The sequence below is a fragment of the Paracidobacterium acidisoli genome (assembly GCF_003428625.2).
GTDB classification, from domain to species: domain Bacteria; phylum Acidobacteriota; class Terriglobia; order Terriglobales; family Acidobacteriaceae; genus Paracidobacterium; species Paracidobacterium acidisoli.
In genome coordinates, this window is record NZ_QVQT02000011.1 from 12115 (window position 1) to 30417 (window position 18303).

Here is an 18303-nt window from a genome sequence, read left to right on the forward strand (position 1 = left end):
GATCTCACAATGTTTCTCCTGAAACCATGGGCCCGGACTGTTCAGAAGCATCGGGAGCCGGAAGCGAACCATGCCAATCAATTCTCCGAGTAAAGTACATGGCTCCAGCCACGGCCACGAAACTCGCAATTGCGCCCACCAGCAATGCATTGTCTTCAAGAGTCAGCAGCAGATAGATCAGTGTGTACAGCATTGTGAAAATCACGAACGCCCTTATCCCCTGCAACCGGCTGGCAAATATCCACCCGGCATTGGCCGAGAGCAGAATGATGGTTGCTGCGCCTGCAAGCATAAAGCCGTAATCAAAGCCAATTCTTTCGGCGAACGATAAAAGCAGAAGATAAAAGATGATCTGTGCCACACCGACCAGAATGTACTGCGCAGGATGAACTCTCTTTCGCGTTGTGGCCTCAAATACGAAGTAGGTCAGAAAGACCAGGCCAAGAAAAAGAAGTACATATTTCAAGGACCGGTTGACGGATTGATAGGGATCGGCCAACTCGATAAAGGACACACCAAGCGCTGTGGCGTCGAGTCCTGTAATCAAATCGCTCGGGCCTTCCGCGCGCACGCCGCGGGCGATAAATGGCACGGACCACTCAGCGGCAAAACCCTGATTTGTGATGCTGTGACTGGCAGGAAGAATTCCCCCATCAAATCCCGGGTTTCGCCAGTCTCCCTGCGCGATCAGATGAGTCGTTTTTCCATAGGCCAGTACTGCAATTCGCTCAGCGCCGGAGAAGCGCAGCGCAGATGTCACGTGAAACCTGGCATCCGGTTTTGCAAGGTCACCGGCCTTTGCGCTAAATAATGACAGCCTGATGTGCTGGTTCTGATCTCCACCGATCGAGATATTGTCGGCTGTCTCCGCCGGCACCAGCGTGACGGTATTCCCTTCTGCCGTCAGCGTAGCGTCGGCCAGCGCTCCACGTGCATCGCTCACTCCAACGATAATTTCTGCATGGCTCCAGTCGAGTTCGGCGCCCTGTGGAGTTGCGGCCGAAACCCCTGACAGATCGAAATTCGCATCGAGCTTCAAATCTGCCTGGAACACGGGGACGCTGAACAGCGACCGGTGCCGTTCTTCCGTTTTGGTCCTGAGGGTCGCGGAAGCCTGTGCAGGAAAGACCAGGTAGGTTCCGTGCTTTGTGGAATCGGCCGGAGACTGCGGAGGAACGCTATACGGTATAGCAAGTGTCGGTCCGAGGAAGGTCTGCGGACCTCCAACATGGCTGCTTATCTCTGCAACGACATCGTCAGCGCGTTTGGTTCTATCGTTAACCAGTCCACCCACGAAGAATGCAGGAATGGTCATGAGCAGTGCCAGACCGCAAATCATAATGAGCTTCACACCCATCGACAGGGATCTGAATATTCCCCTGGGACTCGATTGCAATAACGAGAAATCACTCACAGAAATACTCCCTTTCGTAAAGTACTTTGTATTACAAAGTATTGAGGTAAAAAAAATCTATGCTCTTGACGGTGTCAGGCCGCGTATCGGATTGCCTGCGGGCTCACTCTTCGTCTCCTTTGCCGCATCCCGAATCACCTGTTCGAGGGTAGAAAGATATTCAAGATAGCGCTTACGGCCTGGAGGCGTAATGCGGCAAACCGTCTGCGGGCGATTGCGCTCATGCCCCTTCAGAATCTCGACCATTTTCCCTTTCTCCAGCACGTTCAGATGCCGGCTCAGATTGCCATCGGTAAGAGCGCACAGTTGTTTGAGATCGTTGAACGTCAATCCCTTCGGATTCGTGACCAGAGACGTAAGGATGCTCAGGCGAGCTCTCTCGTGGATCACTCGATCCAGCCCTTCGTATGCGAAACGGCCTTCGCTGGAGGAGACCTTAGATTTCATCCAGGTTCTCCTCAGCATGAAAGAAGAGAATGGCCGCGACCAGCAGCTGGCCCACCCCATAAGCAATTCCCATAGTCCATGGAGACAGCGCCCGGCTGCCTCCCGCAGCAAAACAACTGAGTCCCGTAAGCAGATACCATGCACCAGCCGCAATCATGGGTTTTGGCAGGAACCGGCACGATGAAAAAACTCCCAGGCTGAAAATCACCTGCCACAACCCCGGAAGCATCCATACTGCAAACGGCACATAACGCAGAAACACGATCGTTACAAGCAGGCCTGCGCCTGCGGACGGCAGAAACTGCACAACCGCCATACGGAGCATCTCATTCGACAGCCCGGAATGGATGCGGCGCGTGCGCGTATACATCTGCACGCCTGTCAAAGCTGCCGACGCCACAGCAGTCGTAATCCAGATACTCAGATAAATGGAAATGTGGTTGCCCGGATCGGGCAGCCAAATCGCCTGCACACCTGCAGCCAGAGCCGCAAATACGCCAGTGGCGGCGAGTGTCGCGGGGCCATAACCCCGAAATACCGTCGTACTGGCCATCTGCCTGCGAATGCTGCTGATGTCATCAAGCGCTTTGTAAAGATCATTCATCGCAAATAACTTTACAATGCAAAGTAACCTGCCGGGCAGCGCCTGTCAATATGCAAAATACTGATCTCCGTTCTGCAGACTGAATTCAATCCTGCTGACGATGGCAGCATTCATCTGCCTCCTGAAACTCTTTCTTTGCCTCCCGACACAGACGTACTGGCCGACAATGGCGGAGCTCCTGCAGATGGCCGTAGCGGCAGGCGTCCGGTTCCTCCCGAGCAGATACGCCGCCCCCTCTTCGTACTGGGCACGATCTCGTCTTCCGCCGGCGAAAATTGACCTGGCATCCTGTGAGGCGGAGGGTTGATCAGAATGGAATAAACAATACGCTCTGAGACCTCGGCATCATAAGGCGCGGCCGGCGCGCTCATGGAAACCACATCCGGCTCACCAGGGCCGTTAAAGTGGAGCCTGTACCGGGAAGAACAGCCTTCGCACATCCAGAAAAAGTGAGTGGCTCTTCCGGCATTTTCCGCTCTGCGCATATCCACGGCATAGAGAACTCCGGAACGCAGATAGACCAGGCGTTCGTCGCATTCGGGGTTGGCGCATTTATCGATCATGGCTTCGATACCTATCCCTACGGTATCGATCCGATCGTTATTCAGGCAGTGATTCCCATCACACCTGTGATCTGCGTCACGAAGCGTTGTCCTGCGGGCTGTTACCTTCGAGATGAAACTTCGGGGAGATCATGGTCTCGTTTGACGCTGAGCACAGAGCGGTCCACTACCCTGCGGATCGCCGCTTTCGCATCTGGATTCGCCCCTCTCTTCTGATCGGAGCCGGCATCGCACTGCTGCTGGTCATTGCGGCGGCGTGGATCGAAGTCGCAGTAACCGGCATGCCGCATATTCCGCCGGTTCCTCAGATTTATCCCAATAACTTCACCGGACCTCATGGCTTTCCGCTCTGGGTGCGTTACAGCCACTTCTTCAACTTCCTTTTTGTGATGATGCTGATCCGCAGCGGTCTTTCGATTCTGGTCGATCATCCGCGTCTTTACTTCAACGACAACTGCACACCGGACAGCGAGTGGATTCGGGTTACGCCGCTCAGGGTTCCCCGCGATCGTATGTGGACCGCGAAAGACGATGCCCGCTACATCTCTCCTTTCGTCGCTACGCCTGGATACCGGCACACCATAGGCATTGCACGCGTCTGGCATTTCATAAACGTCCACGGATTCATCATCACCGGCGTTTTCTTCATTACCATGCTCTTCAACACCAACCAGTGGAGGCGCCTTGTGCCGGCGTCGCCGCTGGTGCTTCTGCAGGCATGGAACACGTGGGTCCACTATGCGACGTTCCATCTGCCGCCGGAACCGAATGGATTTTACGGCTATAACGCTCTGCAGCAGATTGCATATTTTTCGGTGGTCTTTGTCTTCGGCCCGCTGGCCATCCTGACCGGCATCGCCATGTCTCCGGCCGTAGTGAATCGCTTTCCGTGGTATGCGAAGATCTTCGGCGGAAGGCAGGCGGCCCGCTCAATTCATTTCCTCACCATGCTCGGCTTTCTAGCGTTCCTCGTAGTGCATGTGACGCTGATCGTGATGACCGGATTCGCGCGCAACATGAATCACATTGTGCTGGGCACAGACGACCAGGGCCATCCTGGAATGCTTCTCGGTTTTGCGGGGATCGCCCTGGTCCTGCTTTCGTGGATCGCAGCGCACTACATCTCGTGGCATCATCCACGCGGCCTGCAGCGCGCACTCAAGTTTGTGGCGTATCCGATGCAGCTGCTTACTCTGAATCGCCTGGTCCCGCGAGAAAAATATACAGAAAAAGACATCTCCCCCTACTTCTGGCCGAATGGAAAGATGCCCATCAGCGAAAACTGGAAGCAGCTGGCGGCGAGCGGGTTCGAGAACTACCGGCTGAAGGTGGGCGGACTGGTCGAAAACCCGGTTGAGCTTTCGCTCGCCGATCTTGAAAGGCTGGGCGAGACCGAGCAGATCACCATGCATCATTGCATCCAGGGATGGAGCGGCATTGCGAAGTGGGGTGGTCTTCCCATGACAAAGCTCGTCGAGCTGGTGCGCCCGAAACCGGAGGCCAGGACAGTTGCCTTCTTCTCGTTTGGCGAAGCTCTCTATGGCGGTCCCTACTATGACACGCAGCGGCTCGACAACGTGCTCAAGGCGGAATGCCTGCTCGCCTCGCAGATGAACGGGCAGCGGCTTCCTCTCGAATACGGCGCTCCGCTGCGCCTGCGGGTCGAGAACCAGCTTGGCTACAAGATGGTCAAATGGATCGAGCGGATTGAGTTCGTCGGCTCTGAAAAGCTGCTCGGAAAAGGGGAAGGCGGCAAGAATGAAGATGACGAATACTTCGACCTGCTGCCGAACATCTGATGCTGGAGTCTGATTCGCCGTCGCGCCGGGACGACAACCAGGAACATGCCGGCATCGACCATGTCCTCTCGCTGCTGCGCAGGCTGCGGCTGAACTGGCTGTTGCGCCACTTTCCATCGAGACTCGTTCGCTCGCTCTATGTGTTTGTAAATGGCTTTCTCACGATTGGAATCCTGGCGCTGCTGGCATTTGTGACTCGCAATCCCTTTGTATTTCCGTCGCTCGGTCCCACCGCATATCTTCTCTTCTTCTCACCGCTCGCCAAAGCTTCCAGTCCGCGAAACACGATTGCCGGACACGCGATCGGACTCGTCTGCGGCTATGGCGCGTTCGTGCTTACAGGTGCCGGGACTATACCGTTCGGCACGCATCCAGGCATTTTCTGGCCAAGAATCCTGGCGGCGGCGCTCTCACTCTCGGCCACCGGCGCACTTATGGCTCTGCTCGATGTCAGCCATCCGCCTGCCGGTGCGACAACGCTGATCGTTTCTCTCGGTATCATCGCAAGGCCCCGCGAACTTATCGTGATCGAGGTGGCCGTGTTTCTGCTCGTGGCCCAGGCTCTACTGATCAACAGGCTTGCCGGATTACCCTATCCGCTCTGGAAGACTCCGGCCCAGCTTATGCCGGCAGGCGAGTCGCCGGAATGAGACCACTCTGTTTTGGATTCGACGCAGATCAGGCCACGGCGCATTTCGAGGGAATGCGGCGCCGAGAAGCAGATCCAGCTATTAATCAGGATTCGTCTGCCTGTTCCGGGTTGATCGGCAAATATCCAGATGATGCAAATATTCAGGTGATGTTATCAGCAACGAGATCTGAGCTGGTCCGTCGCGACCAGCACCGGACAGGCGGCGCCGGCGATGATCTGGCAGGCGATTTTCCCGGGAAGGTGCGCCGCTACAGGCGATGCGTGCCTCACGCCCAGTACGATGAGACTGGCCTTGTGTTGTGCCGCATAGTCGAGCACCCCAGTGGAGGCATCGTCGTCACAGGCGATCGCGCAAAGCGGGTCTCCTATCGCAAATCCGCCCTCGTGGATCATCTGTCCGATCGCCGCAGCCGATGTCCTGCGAAGCGCATCTTCATCGCCGGGCTTCAGATCGCATCGCGGAAGAACGTGCAGGCAGTGAAGAGGCACACCGGTCCGCTCGCACAGAAAAGCGGCACTGCGGACTGCTGCGGTCGACATGTGGCTGAGATCCGTCGCAAAGACGATCGGCCCTCGCGTATGAGGCGGGCCTGTGGGAGTGAGGACGCGGGGTCCTGCTGTCAGGACAGGGCAATCGGAGCTGCGAAATACAACCTCTGCCGTCGAACCGAGAAGGAAGCGTTCGAGCCCGGTTGTTCGCCTGGTTCCCATGACGACCAGATCGATTCTCTGTTGCCCGGCCGTCTCGAGGATCACCTCCGAAACGATGCCGTCTGTGATTCTGCCTTCGACCGTCAACCCATGCTTTGCAGAGTCCAGCAGCAATAACTCCAGCTCGTGCTCTGCCGATTGACGGAACGCAGACAGGCCCTCGGCAATTCCACCGGTCATTGGCGAAGCGGCGCCAGCATATTCAAAGACATGCAGCAAAAGTAAATGTGCATTGAGAAGCACCGCCAGATCCCTGGCCACCCGATAGGCCACCTGGGATGCGGCAGATAAATCCGTGGCCATCAGAATCCGGGCAAAAAGAGAATGAGATTTCATAGTGATCGCGCTCCGTGCGGCTCGTATCGGATCATCTGTGATGCGCGTGCGCGTTCTGCTTCGCCGGTTGCGTGTGAACGCGGTCGGCAGCGGACTGGATCGCGGAGCGGGTCTGCCGGTCTTTCTCCTCCGGCTGCCGGGGGCTGTCCGGCATGAACCTCACAGGCCGCGCCTCCCACGCAAAAAAGAGCATCTTTGCGCCCACGAAACAGAGATACCAGCCCAGAATTGCAGTCGCGGAAGAATCGGTCGGATTTCTGATCAGCCCTGCCATCGCCCCGGAAAACAGGATCGAGACAGCGCCGAAGAAGTACATCGCACGACGCTTTTGAGAGTGATGGCCTGCTCTGGCCGCGTAGGCAAGCGCGGAAATGCCGAATGCCAAAGCATGAATGATGGCGAAGATCACGAGCCATTGCAGCGGGACAAGCGGATAAGCGCCGAGAAAGATTCCAGCCAGAGCAAATGCAATCCCGGCCAGAAGATAAAACGTGACGCGATGGAGCTTTTTCATACCCGCGGTCAACGCGGCGAACCAGTCCGTAATGGCGGCCAGGATGAGAGCCGCGGCGGAAAGCAGGATCGCAATCCCGACAGCGAGTGCCTCAAACAACGGGTTGCTCATGGCTGCGTGCAGATAAAGGAGGGTTAACCCGAGCAGGAGGGCCAGCGAACCGTGAATTGCAGGAATGGCGATGCGGAGTTTACCTGCGGCTGTCATGCAAATGCAATCTCCTTTATGAGTTCCGAAGATGCGGGATTGCCTGACGGCGGGACGCAGAGCACCGGACAGGAAACGCGGGAGATGACCTGCAGGACCGTGCTGAGAAGAAAGTCTTCTGCGGAGAGCTCATTCTCCGGCGATCCGAGAACGACGAGATCCGCACGCAGGTTCTCTGCACGACTGGCAATGACCTCGCCTGCATCTCCCGACATGACCACATGTTCGACCGGCACAGTATGCGATTCGTTGAGCGGAGCAAGAAAACGCAGCCGCTCCAGGCAGTTCGAGCAGCAATGCTCGTTTCCGCAGCGCGTCGCGTGCAGGACCAGGAGCTGATCGCGGACCATGCCGTGCGCGATGTGAAGCGCTGCAACCGATGCTGCTGAAAAATCGATTGCGGCAACCACGCGCCTCCACCGCCCGGCCGAAGAGAGAAATGCCTCAGCGCCGGGAGAAACCGTGAGCACCGGACAGGACGCTTTCGCGAGAAGCTGACGGGCCATCGTGCCCAGAGCGACGCGTCCGGCTTCGGTCTTCGCTCGCGTGCCCAGCACCAGCAGATCTCCGTGGTGATCGGCCGCGGCCTGCAGAATGCGCTCGCAGATGACTCCGCTTTCCACCACCGAATGAACGGTGATTCCCTGACGCCGCGCGTCCTCTTCGATCTGGCGCAGCTCCTTCAGAGCCGCCTGGTTTGCGGCGAGGACATCCGGCGCGCCTTTGGGAAAGGCGTAACTCACCGGATCGATCACATGCACGAGCACCAGGGTCGATTGATGCTCGTGAGCGATCGCCTGCGCATAGCGGAGCGCGGTAGAGGAATAACGGCTCAGATCGGTGGCGACCACGACGGTCCTGAATGTCAGCGTGCTGTCCCGCATTCGCTTTTCTCCTCAGGCATGAAATGCATTGAGGAAAACTGTAGACGGCTGATCGCAACGCGGCAGTGATGGTCATCACACTTCTGCGGAAGGACGAACAGGGATGCAGGGAGAAATGGACTAGCCGGCGAGCAGGTCCATCTGAGCGGGGTTGAGAAGCGTGATCGAGGACCCGCGGCGCCGGATCAATCCGTCGCGCTCAAACTGATTCAGAAGACGGGTCACTGTTTCACGCGAGCTGCCGGCCATGTTAGCCAGCTCTTCATGGGTAAGCGCCATGGTGAAGCGAAGCTCCGGTTTACCGCATGCGGCCGTGTTGGCCCAGTCCAGCAGCAGGCGCGCGAGACGCCCTGAAGCCGATCCGGAAAGAGCGAGACGGCGGGCATCGAGAAATACCTCGCGATATTCCTTCGCCATCACCTGAGAGGTCTTTTCGCCTACCTCAAGGTGGGTTTGCAGAAACTCCATGAAGTCGTTACGGCGGATATTTCTGAGAACCGTCGGTTCAAGCGTCTCCGCTGTCACTTCATGCGGTATGTTGTTCAGCGCCGCGCTCAGTCCCAGGACGTCTCCGGCCCCGGCCAGCCGCAGGATCATCACGCGGCCGTCACGCGAGGTGGTGGAGAGCTTCAGCTGTCCTTCGCAGACGACGAAAACACCATTCGCGGGATGGCTCTCCTCGAAGAGCACGGCCCGGCCGGGCAGGGCAAGACGCGATCCAATCCTGTCAAGATGCTGCAGTGCGTCATCGCTCAGGTTACAGAACAGCCGCAGCGTGCGATAGCTGCACTCCGTGCACTTTTCATCGAAATGTCGCGCTGCCAGTGGCATACATCGCTTTCGAGGAACAACGGCAACCTGTTGCCTGCGGCATCGGCCGGTTGTCCATTCGAGGGCAAAACGCCCTGACAGGCAGTGGAACCGTCCGCAGATCAAACAGGAAAAGTAAAGTGTACTTCTTCTCTCTTTCTCGCGTCCATTTGATGTGGATGCGGCTCATGGCGAAGAGTCAGCACCGGACACTTCGCAGCGGCGAGCACCTGATACGCTGCGCTCGCGCTGAGAGGACCGAATCGATGCCCTCCATCTGCGCCCAGAACGATCAGGTCGGCATCGGTCTGGTCCGCCGCGTTCAGTATCTCGTCCGCCAGCTTACCCGTTGTCACCATGGTATAGACGCGAGGCACCAGATCCGTCGGGTCGGGAACGAGCGCGGCCAGTGCGTTCCCGGCCCAGTCGAGAACCCGTTCCGGATTGATTGCATCGGCGATGTCCCGATCGAGCACATGCAGCAGCGTTAATTCTGCGCGGCAGGCCTGGGCGATCTCGACTGCAAGGTCCACGCTCTCCTGGTAGTCGCCCATCAGCGATACGGGATGAAGGATTCTTCGCGGCGTCACATGACGGAGCGAATGACGAGCAAGAGGTCCGACAACGAAGACCGGAATATTGACCCTGGTGATCAGCTCCTGCGCGACGGAGCCGAGCACAAGCTGTCCCAGCTTCCCTCGTCCATGCGTGCCCATGATCAGCCGTGTGGCGCCCGTGCGTTTAATTTCTTCGCGGATTATATCCGTGGCGTAGCCATTTCTCACCACAGCATCACAGCAGATTCCATGCGCGGTAATCTCGCGGGCAGCTCCCATCAGCATGAGGCGGGCATCGCGATTGATCCTGGACATGTCGATGTAAGGAACAGCCGCCGCCTCGACCGGCAGTGAATCCGTGACGATTACGGCGTGGACCAGCGTGACATGGGCCGGACACGCAATTGCCTGGGCAATGATATGCGGAGTCAGATATTCGAGATCGGTCAGATCGGTCGCAACCAGAATCCGATCGGGAGCGGCCAGAGCGCATTTTTCGAACAGCGTTTCAACGAATTTCTCCATTACAGTATCTCCTTCCCTTCCGGGATACTCTCAAGCGCATGATCCCGCAGCGAAGTGGATCCAGTGCAGCAGCAGCAGAGCGATCATCGCTGCTATCACCATAGGTTTCTTCGAACAGATTCTCTGTGACGCAGATCACAGCCTTCCGCGCCGGCACTCCGCGCAGCGCCATCATTGAGCTGCCGGGGAACGGCGAGCTTTCTGCCGGTGAGCTGATTGAAAAAACGGGGATGGAGCAGGCAAACGTCTCGCAGCATCTGGCGGTGCTTCGAGCCAAACAGCTTGTTGTGAACCGCAAAGCCGGGAACCAGGTTTCTATTCCGTCCGCGATCCCATTCTCAATAAGGTTCTTGCCCTCATGCGCCGCTATTTCTATGCGCGGTTGAAAGAAGCTCCGGAAATGCTGGACGAGATGGATAAAGCTTCTGCGAGACTGGGCGGTGAAGCCTGCATGCTGTTTCTTTTCGCAATCACTGCTCCTCCATCGGGATTGCCTTCGCCAATCTCATGAACCAAGAGGCGCAGATATGGGCACCCATGTCCGCAGAAACTGAAGTAAATATAATTTATTATTTAGTGAATTCACTGTATAGTGACTTCAGTGAACTAAACATCTCGTAATATTTACTTAACACGGAGAGAAAATGAACATCAGCCAGGCATGGGTAGAGCTTGCTCTGAGAACTTTGTCGTGTAACCAAAAAGCCCTCGCTCAGCGCGTCGCCGTGTCGCCGGCCCAGATCAGCAAATGGAAGAACGGTGAGTACATGTCGTCCGATATGGAAAGGAAGTTTCGGGCAATTGTGAAGCTTGGGGACGAGCAGCATCCGGAGTTTGTTCTGTGGGCAGGCTCGCCTGAGGATGCCGCCAAGTGGGATGAGCTGATTCATCGCTTAGCTGAGAATGCCCGCGAAAGTGCAGAAACCGGATACGACACGGAACCGCTCGCGGACGACATGGGATTGCTGAGCCTATTCGTCTCCTCTACCCTCGTGGACATGGGGATCGAACCGCCGAAGGTATTTCCGTCAGAGTTGGATCCATACTTAAACAGCGACGACGAGGACGACAAGGAGGTTGAAGCGGTGGGCGAGGATGCTGAAGAGATTGTATTTGAGACTGACGATGCTCTTTGGGACTTGCTCAACACGAACCCTTATTCAAAGGTTATCAGCGACATTTTTGATTCGCTGAACGACGTATACGGATTCTATGCTGCGTACGTTAGTGGACTGACCCATAAACTGATGGATGATGGCGAACCTGGTGAGTCGGTATTAGATCTGGACGGTAATATTGAATCCGGCCTGATTGACCTGGCCGCCTGCAAGATTGAGGTCGATGAGAAATTTGCGCCCAAGATCAAGATGTTCAGATCCCGAATCATAAAAAGCTACGTGAGATGGCTCACGACCCTCAAAGATGCGGCTTTCCACGCCGGGGTTCCGCTCGGAGCCGAGTTGATGGACATGGTAGATAAGGATGCTGGAGAGCTTGGTCACACGGCAGAGGCTGAGAGTTTGGGGTTTAATGCAGCTCGGCTGCATCCTGATATCTACATGAATGAACTTCTCGTCGGGATGAGAACCATCCATCAGGTTCTACCAGCTATTTTGAAGAAGCTCGAGATCAACGATCTCGAACTGGATGGCTCAGACTTATACCTCGACACACGCGCTCGCCATGGCGCCTTGTTTAACACTGACGAGCAATCTGACGAGGAGGAATAAAGAATGTCCCACGATAAGACGCCTCCCACTGCATTCTTACGGAAAAAGACGCAATATGTCATGGACGTTCCGGTCACTACTTAGCATTGGAGGTGTAATTGGAATGCAAAACACCAGAGGTGAAGAGGGGGATTCTACTCCAGAGCGGAAACGAGCCTCCAAGCAATCTAGACCACCTCCGTAAGAAGCTAAATCCAGATGCAAAGTCATGGCTCGATAACGTCATCATTCCCGCGTTGGCAAGAGAATATTTGAAACAAATCAGAAACAGAATCAGGCCAAGCTTTCGAGCATATCTGAAATGAGATCAGAACAGAATTAAGGCTGGCTCCCAGCGGCCCTCGTAGAGGTAATTCGCATATCCTGCTAATAGTTGCAGGTATCGATTTACTGTACATACCTGGCCATTCTGTTCCTGGAAGAATCAAAGCCTACGGTGCGCGTCCTTAGATTTCCGGATGATGCGAGACGAAGATAAATTGTCCATTGTGTTCTTCGACAGACTCTTCTGCGGAAAGAAGCCATGGCCTAACCTCACGTAAGACAACAAACCTGTCTGGCCCGTCGATATAGACGGTGTTGTGTCGCTCCTCTCGCGGAGACCGTAGATTTAACCTCGATTGCCCTCACCTGGAAAGCAATTGCTGCGCCACTCCTGGAGGTTGGCTTGAAATTGCTGTTAATTTCTATCTACGAATAAAGATAATGTCCAGTACTTCTTATTACTCGGACCAAAGAACGGTAGTGGGAATAAGTGATTGGTTTACTGATTAAAGGCGGCGATCTGCGATCCACATTGTCGCTCTCACCGCAGGACTCCAAGCATTAACTGCTTATCATGGACCGCATTAATAAGTGTTTATTGCAGTGTCACCAGGACCTCAATCACGCCCGTTCCCGAATCCAGTGAGCCCATGGCTTTACCGATCACCGCGCCCAGCATTCTGCTGCGATCCGTGCCTTTCATCGCATAACCTTCCAGCGACGCCGTCACAAGCAGGTCTCCACGATGAACTGGTCCATTCTCTGCACTCACCCTTGTGGGAACTATTCCGACCATGGCCATAGGGATCTCATCTGAATTCCTGGGTCCGGTCTGACGTCTGCCCACATAACCCGGCCTGGTCGAATAAACCCCCGCGACCATCGTCGAATACGGTTCAGTCGACTTTGTCACATCGCCGTTGCCATCATCTGTGAGCACCAGAAGGTCGCCTGGCTTATAGCGATTGCGTTCACCGGCCGCATCGACAGACTCGGCATAGTCTCCGCCGCAGGCCACACCGGTGTAGGCAGTCGTCTGCACTGTTCCGTCCTGGAAGGTTATGGAGGCGCCGCTGCTGGCGGTGAGTTTGAGATTGCCGTTGACTTCCAGCCGCGCACCTGGAGCCATCGTACCGATGCCCACGTTGCCGCTCGGAAGAATATTCAGCAGGTGGTCGCTTCCGGTCAGACCAAATGTCAGAAGATTAGATGAACTTTCATGTCCGGTATAGTTGAGACCCCAGTACGCGCAATCGCCCAGGCTGAAATCAAAAGCACAAATGTCCTGGATGACATTCGTTCCATTAACTGCATTCACTGACACTATCGCCGACGGAATCATCCATCCATTAGTTGGCGTTTCGGTATCGTTGACCAGGAATGCCGCACTATTGGGCGCGTCAGAACCGGATGCATTAATCGAAAAGCGGCCATTGATCGAAAGCGGCGCATTGGGGTTATAGGCAGTAACCTGACTACTCCCATCGGGGAAAACAAATCCAGTCGAAGAATGAATCTGACCGATAACATCCAGCTTGAACTGCGGAGATGTTGTACCGATTCCAACATTGCCGCTGGCAGGAAACGTATTCGTGGTTTGGGCGATGGCAACTCCACTCGCAAGCATGAGGACGGCAGTACCGGCACAAATGCTCGCACAGAATCTCTTTCTATTAAGTATCACAGTTCTTTTGCCTCACACATCTTTAGTCTTTGTCTATATCGAAACAGATAGATTTTCTTCAGTGTCCCCATTGATCCGCCTCCCAGTTGCATGAGGAGCAGAGGGTTGGAGGTTTAGAGAGGAAAAGAGAATGAGCTTTAAGATTGCTCATTCAGGATGGCTGAAAGAATTGAAGCTCGTGCTGGAACCCACAAGGTACCAGCACACATTGGCAATCGACCGCATCACACTGATACCGGCTGCAGGACATGAAGTCAATATGTGTTTCTCGTGCCAGCAACTTATAGTTGAACACTCAACTTTGTATTCGCGTGTGCGGCCCACCACGTAGAGAAATCATTGCACTGTCCTCTACCACGTCTCGGCAACTCACTTCATTTAAGAGTGCAGATTACCAGCCACTTTATCATGACCCGCCACCTTCACGGCAGGTCACCTACGGTCAGCCCGAGCGCTTTGACCTAATCCCGCAATAGCCTGCCCATCGATTTCAACACGGCATTTCCGATATTTCTGCTCCGCTGCGCGCTTGATACGAGAGCCGATCTCACGGACTATATCGAATGGCAGCACTTGCATCTCGTTGTCCCAGGCAATTGGCGAGTTTAGCTTCACAATATACAACTTAGCCCCGAACACAAGCTGAACTACCGCGGGAGCCAGTTAGTCAATGAGCTTTGCAAACTCTCAATCCGGTAATCACAGGTCAAACACTTCCCGTCTTCGACGTAGCGAGCGAAATGATTATTCATGTAATCGAGGAGATACACTATGCTCTCGTCGTCTCGAGCATGCCACGCACTCGGCATCAGTTCCTCAATCTTCCGCTCCACGGAAGCGTTGATTTGCTGCATCATCTCAATCGGTACTTCGGATCGTAGGTGGCGATCAGCTCCCCGTTCACCCACACATTCGTGTGCTCCCACACCACATTCCCGTTGCCGTCCACGCCCGCCTCCGTCAGCTCGCCTCCAGTCGGCCCCTGGATCGAGTCCTTTATCGCCTGATACCCATTCAGAGACGGATCGCAGCTTCCCCATGTCGTGATCGTACCCTCCGACACCCGCGCCCCGTCCGCCCCGTAAACGTAGCCGACCATGGTGCCCAGGACCCGGTTCTGTACCGCGCACACCCGCCCCTCCCCGTCATACAGATACTGGCTCTGGTTGTCCGACGTCACATCCCCCGACGCATCGTAGCTCACCGATCCAAGACTGGTGGAAGCGATCCAGTTATTGGCACTGTAGGATGCGGTGCTGCTGGTCGGTACCGGCACATTCGTTGTGCCTCCGTAGGTCTCACTCGTCCGGTTGCCGAACGCATCGTAGCCCCAGTTGATCTGGAGCCCGGTATACGCGCCAGACGTGGCGCTGGCCGATGTCAGCCGGTACAACGGATCGTAGCCACCCGACATACTCCAGTTTCCCATCACCGAATCACTGTAACCCACGATGTCGCCGACCGCATCATAACCGGTCGGTTGCGAGCCGGCAGCATAGCTCGGAATGCTGTAGCTGTAGATCGTCTGCGAACCCTGCCCCTGGCCTGAACCGGCATTGGACCCGCCGCTCAGACTGCCGTTGACCGGAGGATTTGCAAATGATGGATTCGGAAAATCCGCCGAATCCCAGCTCGTCGTCTGCACCGTATAGCTATAGTTGGTCCCTGCACCCATCAGCTTTGATTGAAGATAAAGATCGTCGTCAACGGCCATGACGTTCACCGGCGAATTGGAATTGACCGCCGCCGCCAACCCTTCGGCAACGGTGCTTGCCTTAGCCCCGTAGCCGTAACTGGTTTGCGCTGCCACCACGCCGCCTACCGTCAGCGTCACGGTACCGGTGTCCGCGATCGTCGTACCTTGTTGAGATGCAAACCCCGACGAAGTCAAATGGAACGACGCCGTCGATCCTCCCACATCGAGCGCACCGAAAGGAGCCCCACCCTTTAGCTGGAAGGTGATCACGGAGCCGTTTGCATGGACGCACAACCCCGCATGCAGGTAGTCGTTCGAGAACTTCGCCCCAAACGCCGATGCAACCGCCGCCGCCGTTGAAAACTGGCCGTACTGCACGGTCTCCGCAAAACCATTGAACGAGACCGTGATTACGTTCGCATCCCCTGATGCTTCACTGCCCTGTACGGTGATAACCGCCGTGGACGGAGGTGGCAGGTTAATCGTATACGTTGCTGTCGACACGGAGCTGCTCGCGGTGCCGACTATCGCAATCGCTTTGAGCGTTTCTGTAGCGCTGACGGTGATTGGGCCCGTGTATTGCGTCGACGAGGCCGTAGGTATTGTGCCATCGGTTGTGTAGTGGATCGTCGCTCCAACATCCGTGCTGGTAATAGAGACTACCTGCGCGCTTGTGTACGTGCCTGAGACGGGCGAGAACGCAGGCGCAGTGCCGACGGTATATGTTGCTGTCGCGACAGCGCTGCTCGCGGGACCCGCAGCAGCGATTGCTTCGATTGTTTCTGTAGAGCTGACACTGATTGGGCCTGTGTATTGCGTCGACGAGCTTGAAGGCGTTGTACCGTTGGTTGTGTAATAAATGGCCGCGCCGCTTGTTGAATCGCTGATTGTGACCGTTTGGGCGCTCAGATATGCCCCGGCGGGGGGCAAGAATGTCGGCAATGCCGGCGCGGCCGGCGCGGAACCAGCACCTACTGCTCTGATGCGAGTATTACCTGAATCTGCAATATAGATGTTCCCCGAATGATCTACGGCCACGCCCTCGGGAGCATTCAATTCCGCGCTAACAGCAATTCCACCATCGCCGGCATATCCTGACACGCCATCGCCGGCAACCGTGGAGATGATTCCTGTGGATGCAGTGACTTTGCGAATGCGATTATTGTTCGAGTCGCCTATGTAAACATTACCCGAGCTGTCGAGCGCAACCGCCCAGGGATAGCCCAGTTCTGCCCCTGTTGCGGCACCACCGTCACCGCTGTAATTCAATATTCCATTCCCAGCAACCGTGGTAATAATTCCGGTGGAAACAGTGACCTTCCGGATTCGTTCATTTGAGGTGTCACCCTCAACCCGATGCGTAGCAGCGTCGCTTTTCTCGCGGTCGGCACAGAGGCCAGGGAGCAGAGATACTGGAAGTGTGTTCCGACTATTCAGGCCGAGCGAAGACGAGAAGCTGAAGCTTCTGACTACCGCTCGTGAGACCCCGGTCTCCAGCCCTCATCTGTTGACTTTGGCAGACGGCGCGCTCGGAACTCCACCCAAGGGTTTTGTGCATGATCTGTCCCGTACTGAGGTCGGGAGAGGTTTGCAGGCTTTCGAGGCCGCCCGCAACGCCTTCCTCCGATGGCAGCAGTTCGATTTGGGCTGGGTTCAAGTTCTGAACCCAAGCGCTGAGATCACTCCGGGACAGCTCGTCGGCGTGGAGGTTCATACCGCCTGCCTCTGGTCGGTGGTCTTCAACCGCATCGTGGAGACCGTGGACAGACCCACCCAGTTTGGGTTCATGTACGCGACCACGGCCAGGCACATCGAGCAGGGACAGGAGCGTTTTGTCGTTGAGTTTGATCCAGCAACCGAGGCCGTATCCTACCTGATCGAAGCGGTATCCCGCCCCAGACACCCGCTCGCACGTCTGGCCTATCCCTTCTCACGAGCCATGCAGCACCGGTTCGCAAGGGACTCTCATGACCGGCTGAGACGATACATCATGGGCTAGATGGCCTTGTGGCGTTTAGAGCGAACGATATGACGAATGACAACGCTCCCCGAGGCGATGAGGAAAATCCATCCTATGCCCGGATCGAAGGGGCCGCGAACCATCGCGATAGCGGCGAACGCAAAAGCCGTTCCGATGCTCACTGCCACGGTCATTATGGTATCCGTAGCAGCCATCTTCACGTCCCAAGAAACCTTCAACACCCGACAGGTGATGAACCCCACGATGAAGCCGATCACGCCCGATGCAACCAGCGTGACCAGCGCCATCGATGACACTAAACCAGTTGTAAGCATTAGCCCCCCAACGAGCAGTAAGCCTGAACCTTCGAGAGGAAGTGATTCCACTGAGCATTCTCGAACGCAGACCCACCAAGGTAATACTTCGCTCCGTTGATAGGGCCATTGAAGGTTCCTGAGAGATTGATGTTGAAGCTGACCATGCCATTTCCGGCTTGCGACGCTGAGAATGTGATGGCTCCCGGATAAAACAGATGACCGCCTGGAAGCGTGCTAAAGCTCATGCTCGATGAAGACATCGACTGCACGCTGACGCCCATGTTCTGATTGATTCCGAAATAGGTAGCCGTAATCGGAATTTCTGACCCTACGCCCATTTGCGGCGGTTGATGAAAGGCGAGGCTAAAGGGACCTGCAGAGTAATTCCCAAAGGCTGCAAAATTGCTCTCAACTGCTCCCATGACCTGACCTGCCGTTGAACTGCAAGGGAATGTTCGCCCATACGGCTTGTTCACGTTATTTGGGGCCGGTCCCGGCACATTGGCGGACGATGTCCCCGGCACATTTTTTCCCGACTGCGAGGCGGCGACATTTCCCTTGAACGACGGTCCCCCTCCCCACCAGCCGAAGTCCTTGCCGGCATCGTAGATGAGATCGCCGAGGTCATA

General features: G+C 55.9%; 17 protein-coding genes. 5 read left to right on the top strand and 12 right to left on the bottom strand.

What is annotated here, in order from left to right; translation table 11 throughout:
* Positions 1 to 4: 4 nt before the first annotated feature.
* Genes creD through D0Y96_RS20200 form a run of 3 tightly spaced genes read right to left on the bottom strand, consistent with a single transcriptional unit; the run spans position 5 to position 2465 of the window.
* Positions 5 to 1414, bottom strand: coding sequence for a cell envelope integrity protein CreD (creD, locus tag D0Y96_RS20190; RefSeq protein ID WP_117303702.1), 1410 nt, complete (start codon positions 1412 to 1414; stop codon positions 5 to 7).
* 57 nt (positions 1415 to 1471) lie between these two features.
* Positions 1472 to 1861, bottom strand: coding sequence for a transcriptional regulator (locus D0Y96_RS20195; protein ID WP_117303704.1), 390 nt, complete (start codon positions 1859 to 1861; stop codon positions 1472 to 1474).
* The gene (locus tag D0Y96_RS20200; protein WP_117303706.1) at positions 1851 to 2465 is read right to left on the bottom strand and encodes a hypothetical protein; all 615 of its coding nucleotides are present in this window, start codon (positions 2463 to 2465) and stop codon (positions 1851 to 1853) included. The genes D0Y96_RS20195 and D0Y96_RS20200 overlap by 11 nt, the downstream gene beginning before the upstream one ends.
* Before the next feature lie 694 nt (positions 2466 to 3159).
* On the opposite strand from D0Y96_RS20200, the gene D0Y96_RS20205 reads away from it, so the two are divergent.
* Together D0Y96_RS20205 and D0Y96_RS20210 are read left to right on the top strand one after the other, a co-directional pair.
* Positions 3160 to 4827: a molybdopterin-dependent oxidoreductase gene (locus D0Y96_RS20205; protein ID WP_117303708.1), complete on the top strand. Its 1668-nt coding sequence runs from the start codon at positions 3160 to 3162 to the stop codon at positions 4825 to 4827.
* On the top strand, positions 4827 to 5477 hold the full coding sequence (locus D0Y96_RS20210) for an HPP family protein (RefSeq protein ID WP_117303710.1): 651 nt from the start codon (positions 4827 to 4829) through the stop codon (positions 5475 to 5477). Before D0Y96_RS20205 ends, D0Y96_RS20210 begins: the two co-directional genes overlap by 1 nt.
* Before the next feature lie 155 nt (positions 5478 to 5632).
* Here the strand turns inward: D0Y96_RS20210 and D0Y96_RS20215 are convergent, their stop codons facing one another.
* From D0Y96_RS20215 to D0Y96_RS20235, 5 genes are all read right to left on the bottom strand, one after another.
* Positions 5633 to 6526 carry a universal stress protein gene (locus D0Y96_RS20215; RefSeq protein WP_117303712.1) on the bottom strand — a complete coding sequence of 298 codons (894 nt, stop codon included), beginning with the start codon at positions 6524 to 6526 and terminating at the stop codon, positions 5633 to 5635.
* A 31-nt stretch (positions 6527 to 6557) separates the two neighbouring features.
* Positions 6558 to 7247, bottom strand: coding sequence for a hypothetical protein (locus tag D0Y96_RS20220; RefSeq protein ID WP_117303714.1), 690 nt, complete (start codon positions 7245 to 7247; stop codon positions 6558 to 6560).
* Positions 7244 to 8131: a universal stress protein gene (locus D0Y96_RS20225; RefSeq protein ID WP_117303716.1), complete on the bottom strand. Its 888-nt coding sequence runs from the start codon at positions 8129 to 8131 to the stop codon at positions 7244 to 7246. The genes D0Y96_RS20220 and D0Y96_RS20225 overlap by 4 nt, the downstream gene beginning before the upstream one ends.
* 120 nt (positions 8132 to 8251) lie before the next feature.
* Positions 8252 to 8962 (bottom strand): Crp/Fnr family transcriptional regulator, encoded by a 711-nt coding sequence (locus tag D0Y96_RS20230; protein WP_252263994.1) that lies wholly within the window; start codon positions 8960 to 8962, stop codon positions 8252 to 8254.
* A gap of 101 nt (positions 8963 to 9063) precedes the next feature.
* Entirely contained in the window at positions 9064 to 10023 is a 960-nt protein-coding gene (locus tag D0Y96_RS20235; RefSeq protein WP_117303718.1) for a universal stress protein, read from the bottom strand.
* A gap of 125 nt (positions 10024 to 10148) precedes the next feature.
* On the opposite strand from D0Y96_RS20235, the gene D0Y96_RS20840 reads away from it, so the two are divergent.
* Positions 10149 to 10409, top strand: a complete 261-nt coding sequence (locus tag D0Y96_RS20840) for an ArsR family transcriptional regulator (protein WP_350449134.1) — start codon at positions 10149 to 10151, stop codon at positions 10407 to 10409.
* A 258-nt stretch (positions 10410 to 10667) separates the two neighbouring features.
* Positions 10668 to 11753: a hypothetical protein gene (locus D0Y96_RS20245; RefSeq protein WP_199480520.1), complete on the top strand. Its 1086-nt coding sequence runs from the start codon at positions 10668 to 10670 to the stop codon at positions 11751 to 11753.
* Positions 11754 to 12612: 859 nt separating this feature from the next.
* Here D0Y96_RS20245 and D0Y96_RS20250 read toward each other — a convergent pair.
* Together D0Y96_RS20250 and D0Y96_RS20255 are read right to left on the bottom strand one after the other, a co-directional pair.
* A complete protein-coding gene (locus D0Y96_RS20250) occupies positions 12613 to 13644 on the bottom strand; it encodes a hypothetical protein (protein WP_117303721.1) in 1032 nt (343 codons plus the stop codon).
* A gap of 910 nt (positions 13645 to 14554) precedes the next feature.
* Positions 14555 to 16666: a chitobiase/beta-hexosaminidase C-terminal domain-containing protein gene (locus tag D0Y96_RS20255; protein ID WP_117303725.1), complete on the bottom strand. Its 2112-nt coding sequence runs from the start codon at positions 16664 to 16666 to the stop codon at positions 14555 to 14557.
* Between the two features lie 151 nt (positions 16667 to 16817).
* On the opposite strand from D0Y96_RS20255, the gene D0Y96_RS20260 reads away from it, so the two are divergent.
* Positions 16818 to 17396, top strand: coding sequence for a DUF1990 domain-containing protein (locus D0Y96_RS20260; protein WP_158562515.1), 579 nt, complete (start codon positions 16818 to 16820; stop codon positions 17394 to 17396).
* On the opposite strand, the gene D0Y96_RS20265 is transcribed toward D0Y96_RS20260, so the two are convergent.
* A complete protein-coding gene (locus tag D0Y96_RS20265) occupies positions 17393 to 17665 on the bottom strand; it encodes a hypothetical protein (RefSeq protein WP_147325158.1) in 273 nt (90 codons plus the stop codon). The genes D0Y96_RS20260 and D0Y96_RS20265 overlap by 4 nt on opposite strands.
* A gap of 26 nt (positions 17666 to 17691) precedes the next feature.
* Positions 17692 to 18303: hypothetical protein (locus D0Y96_RS20270; protein ID WP_158562516.1), on the bottom strand; the 612-nt coding region annotated here is incomplete at its 5' end.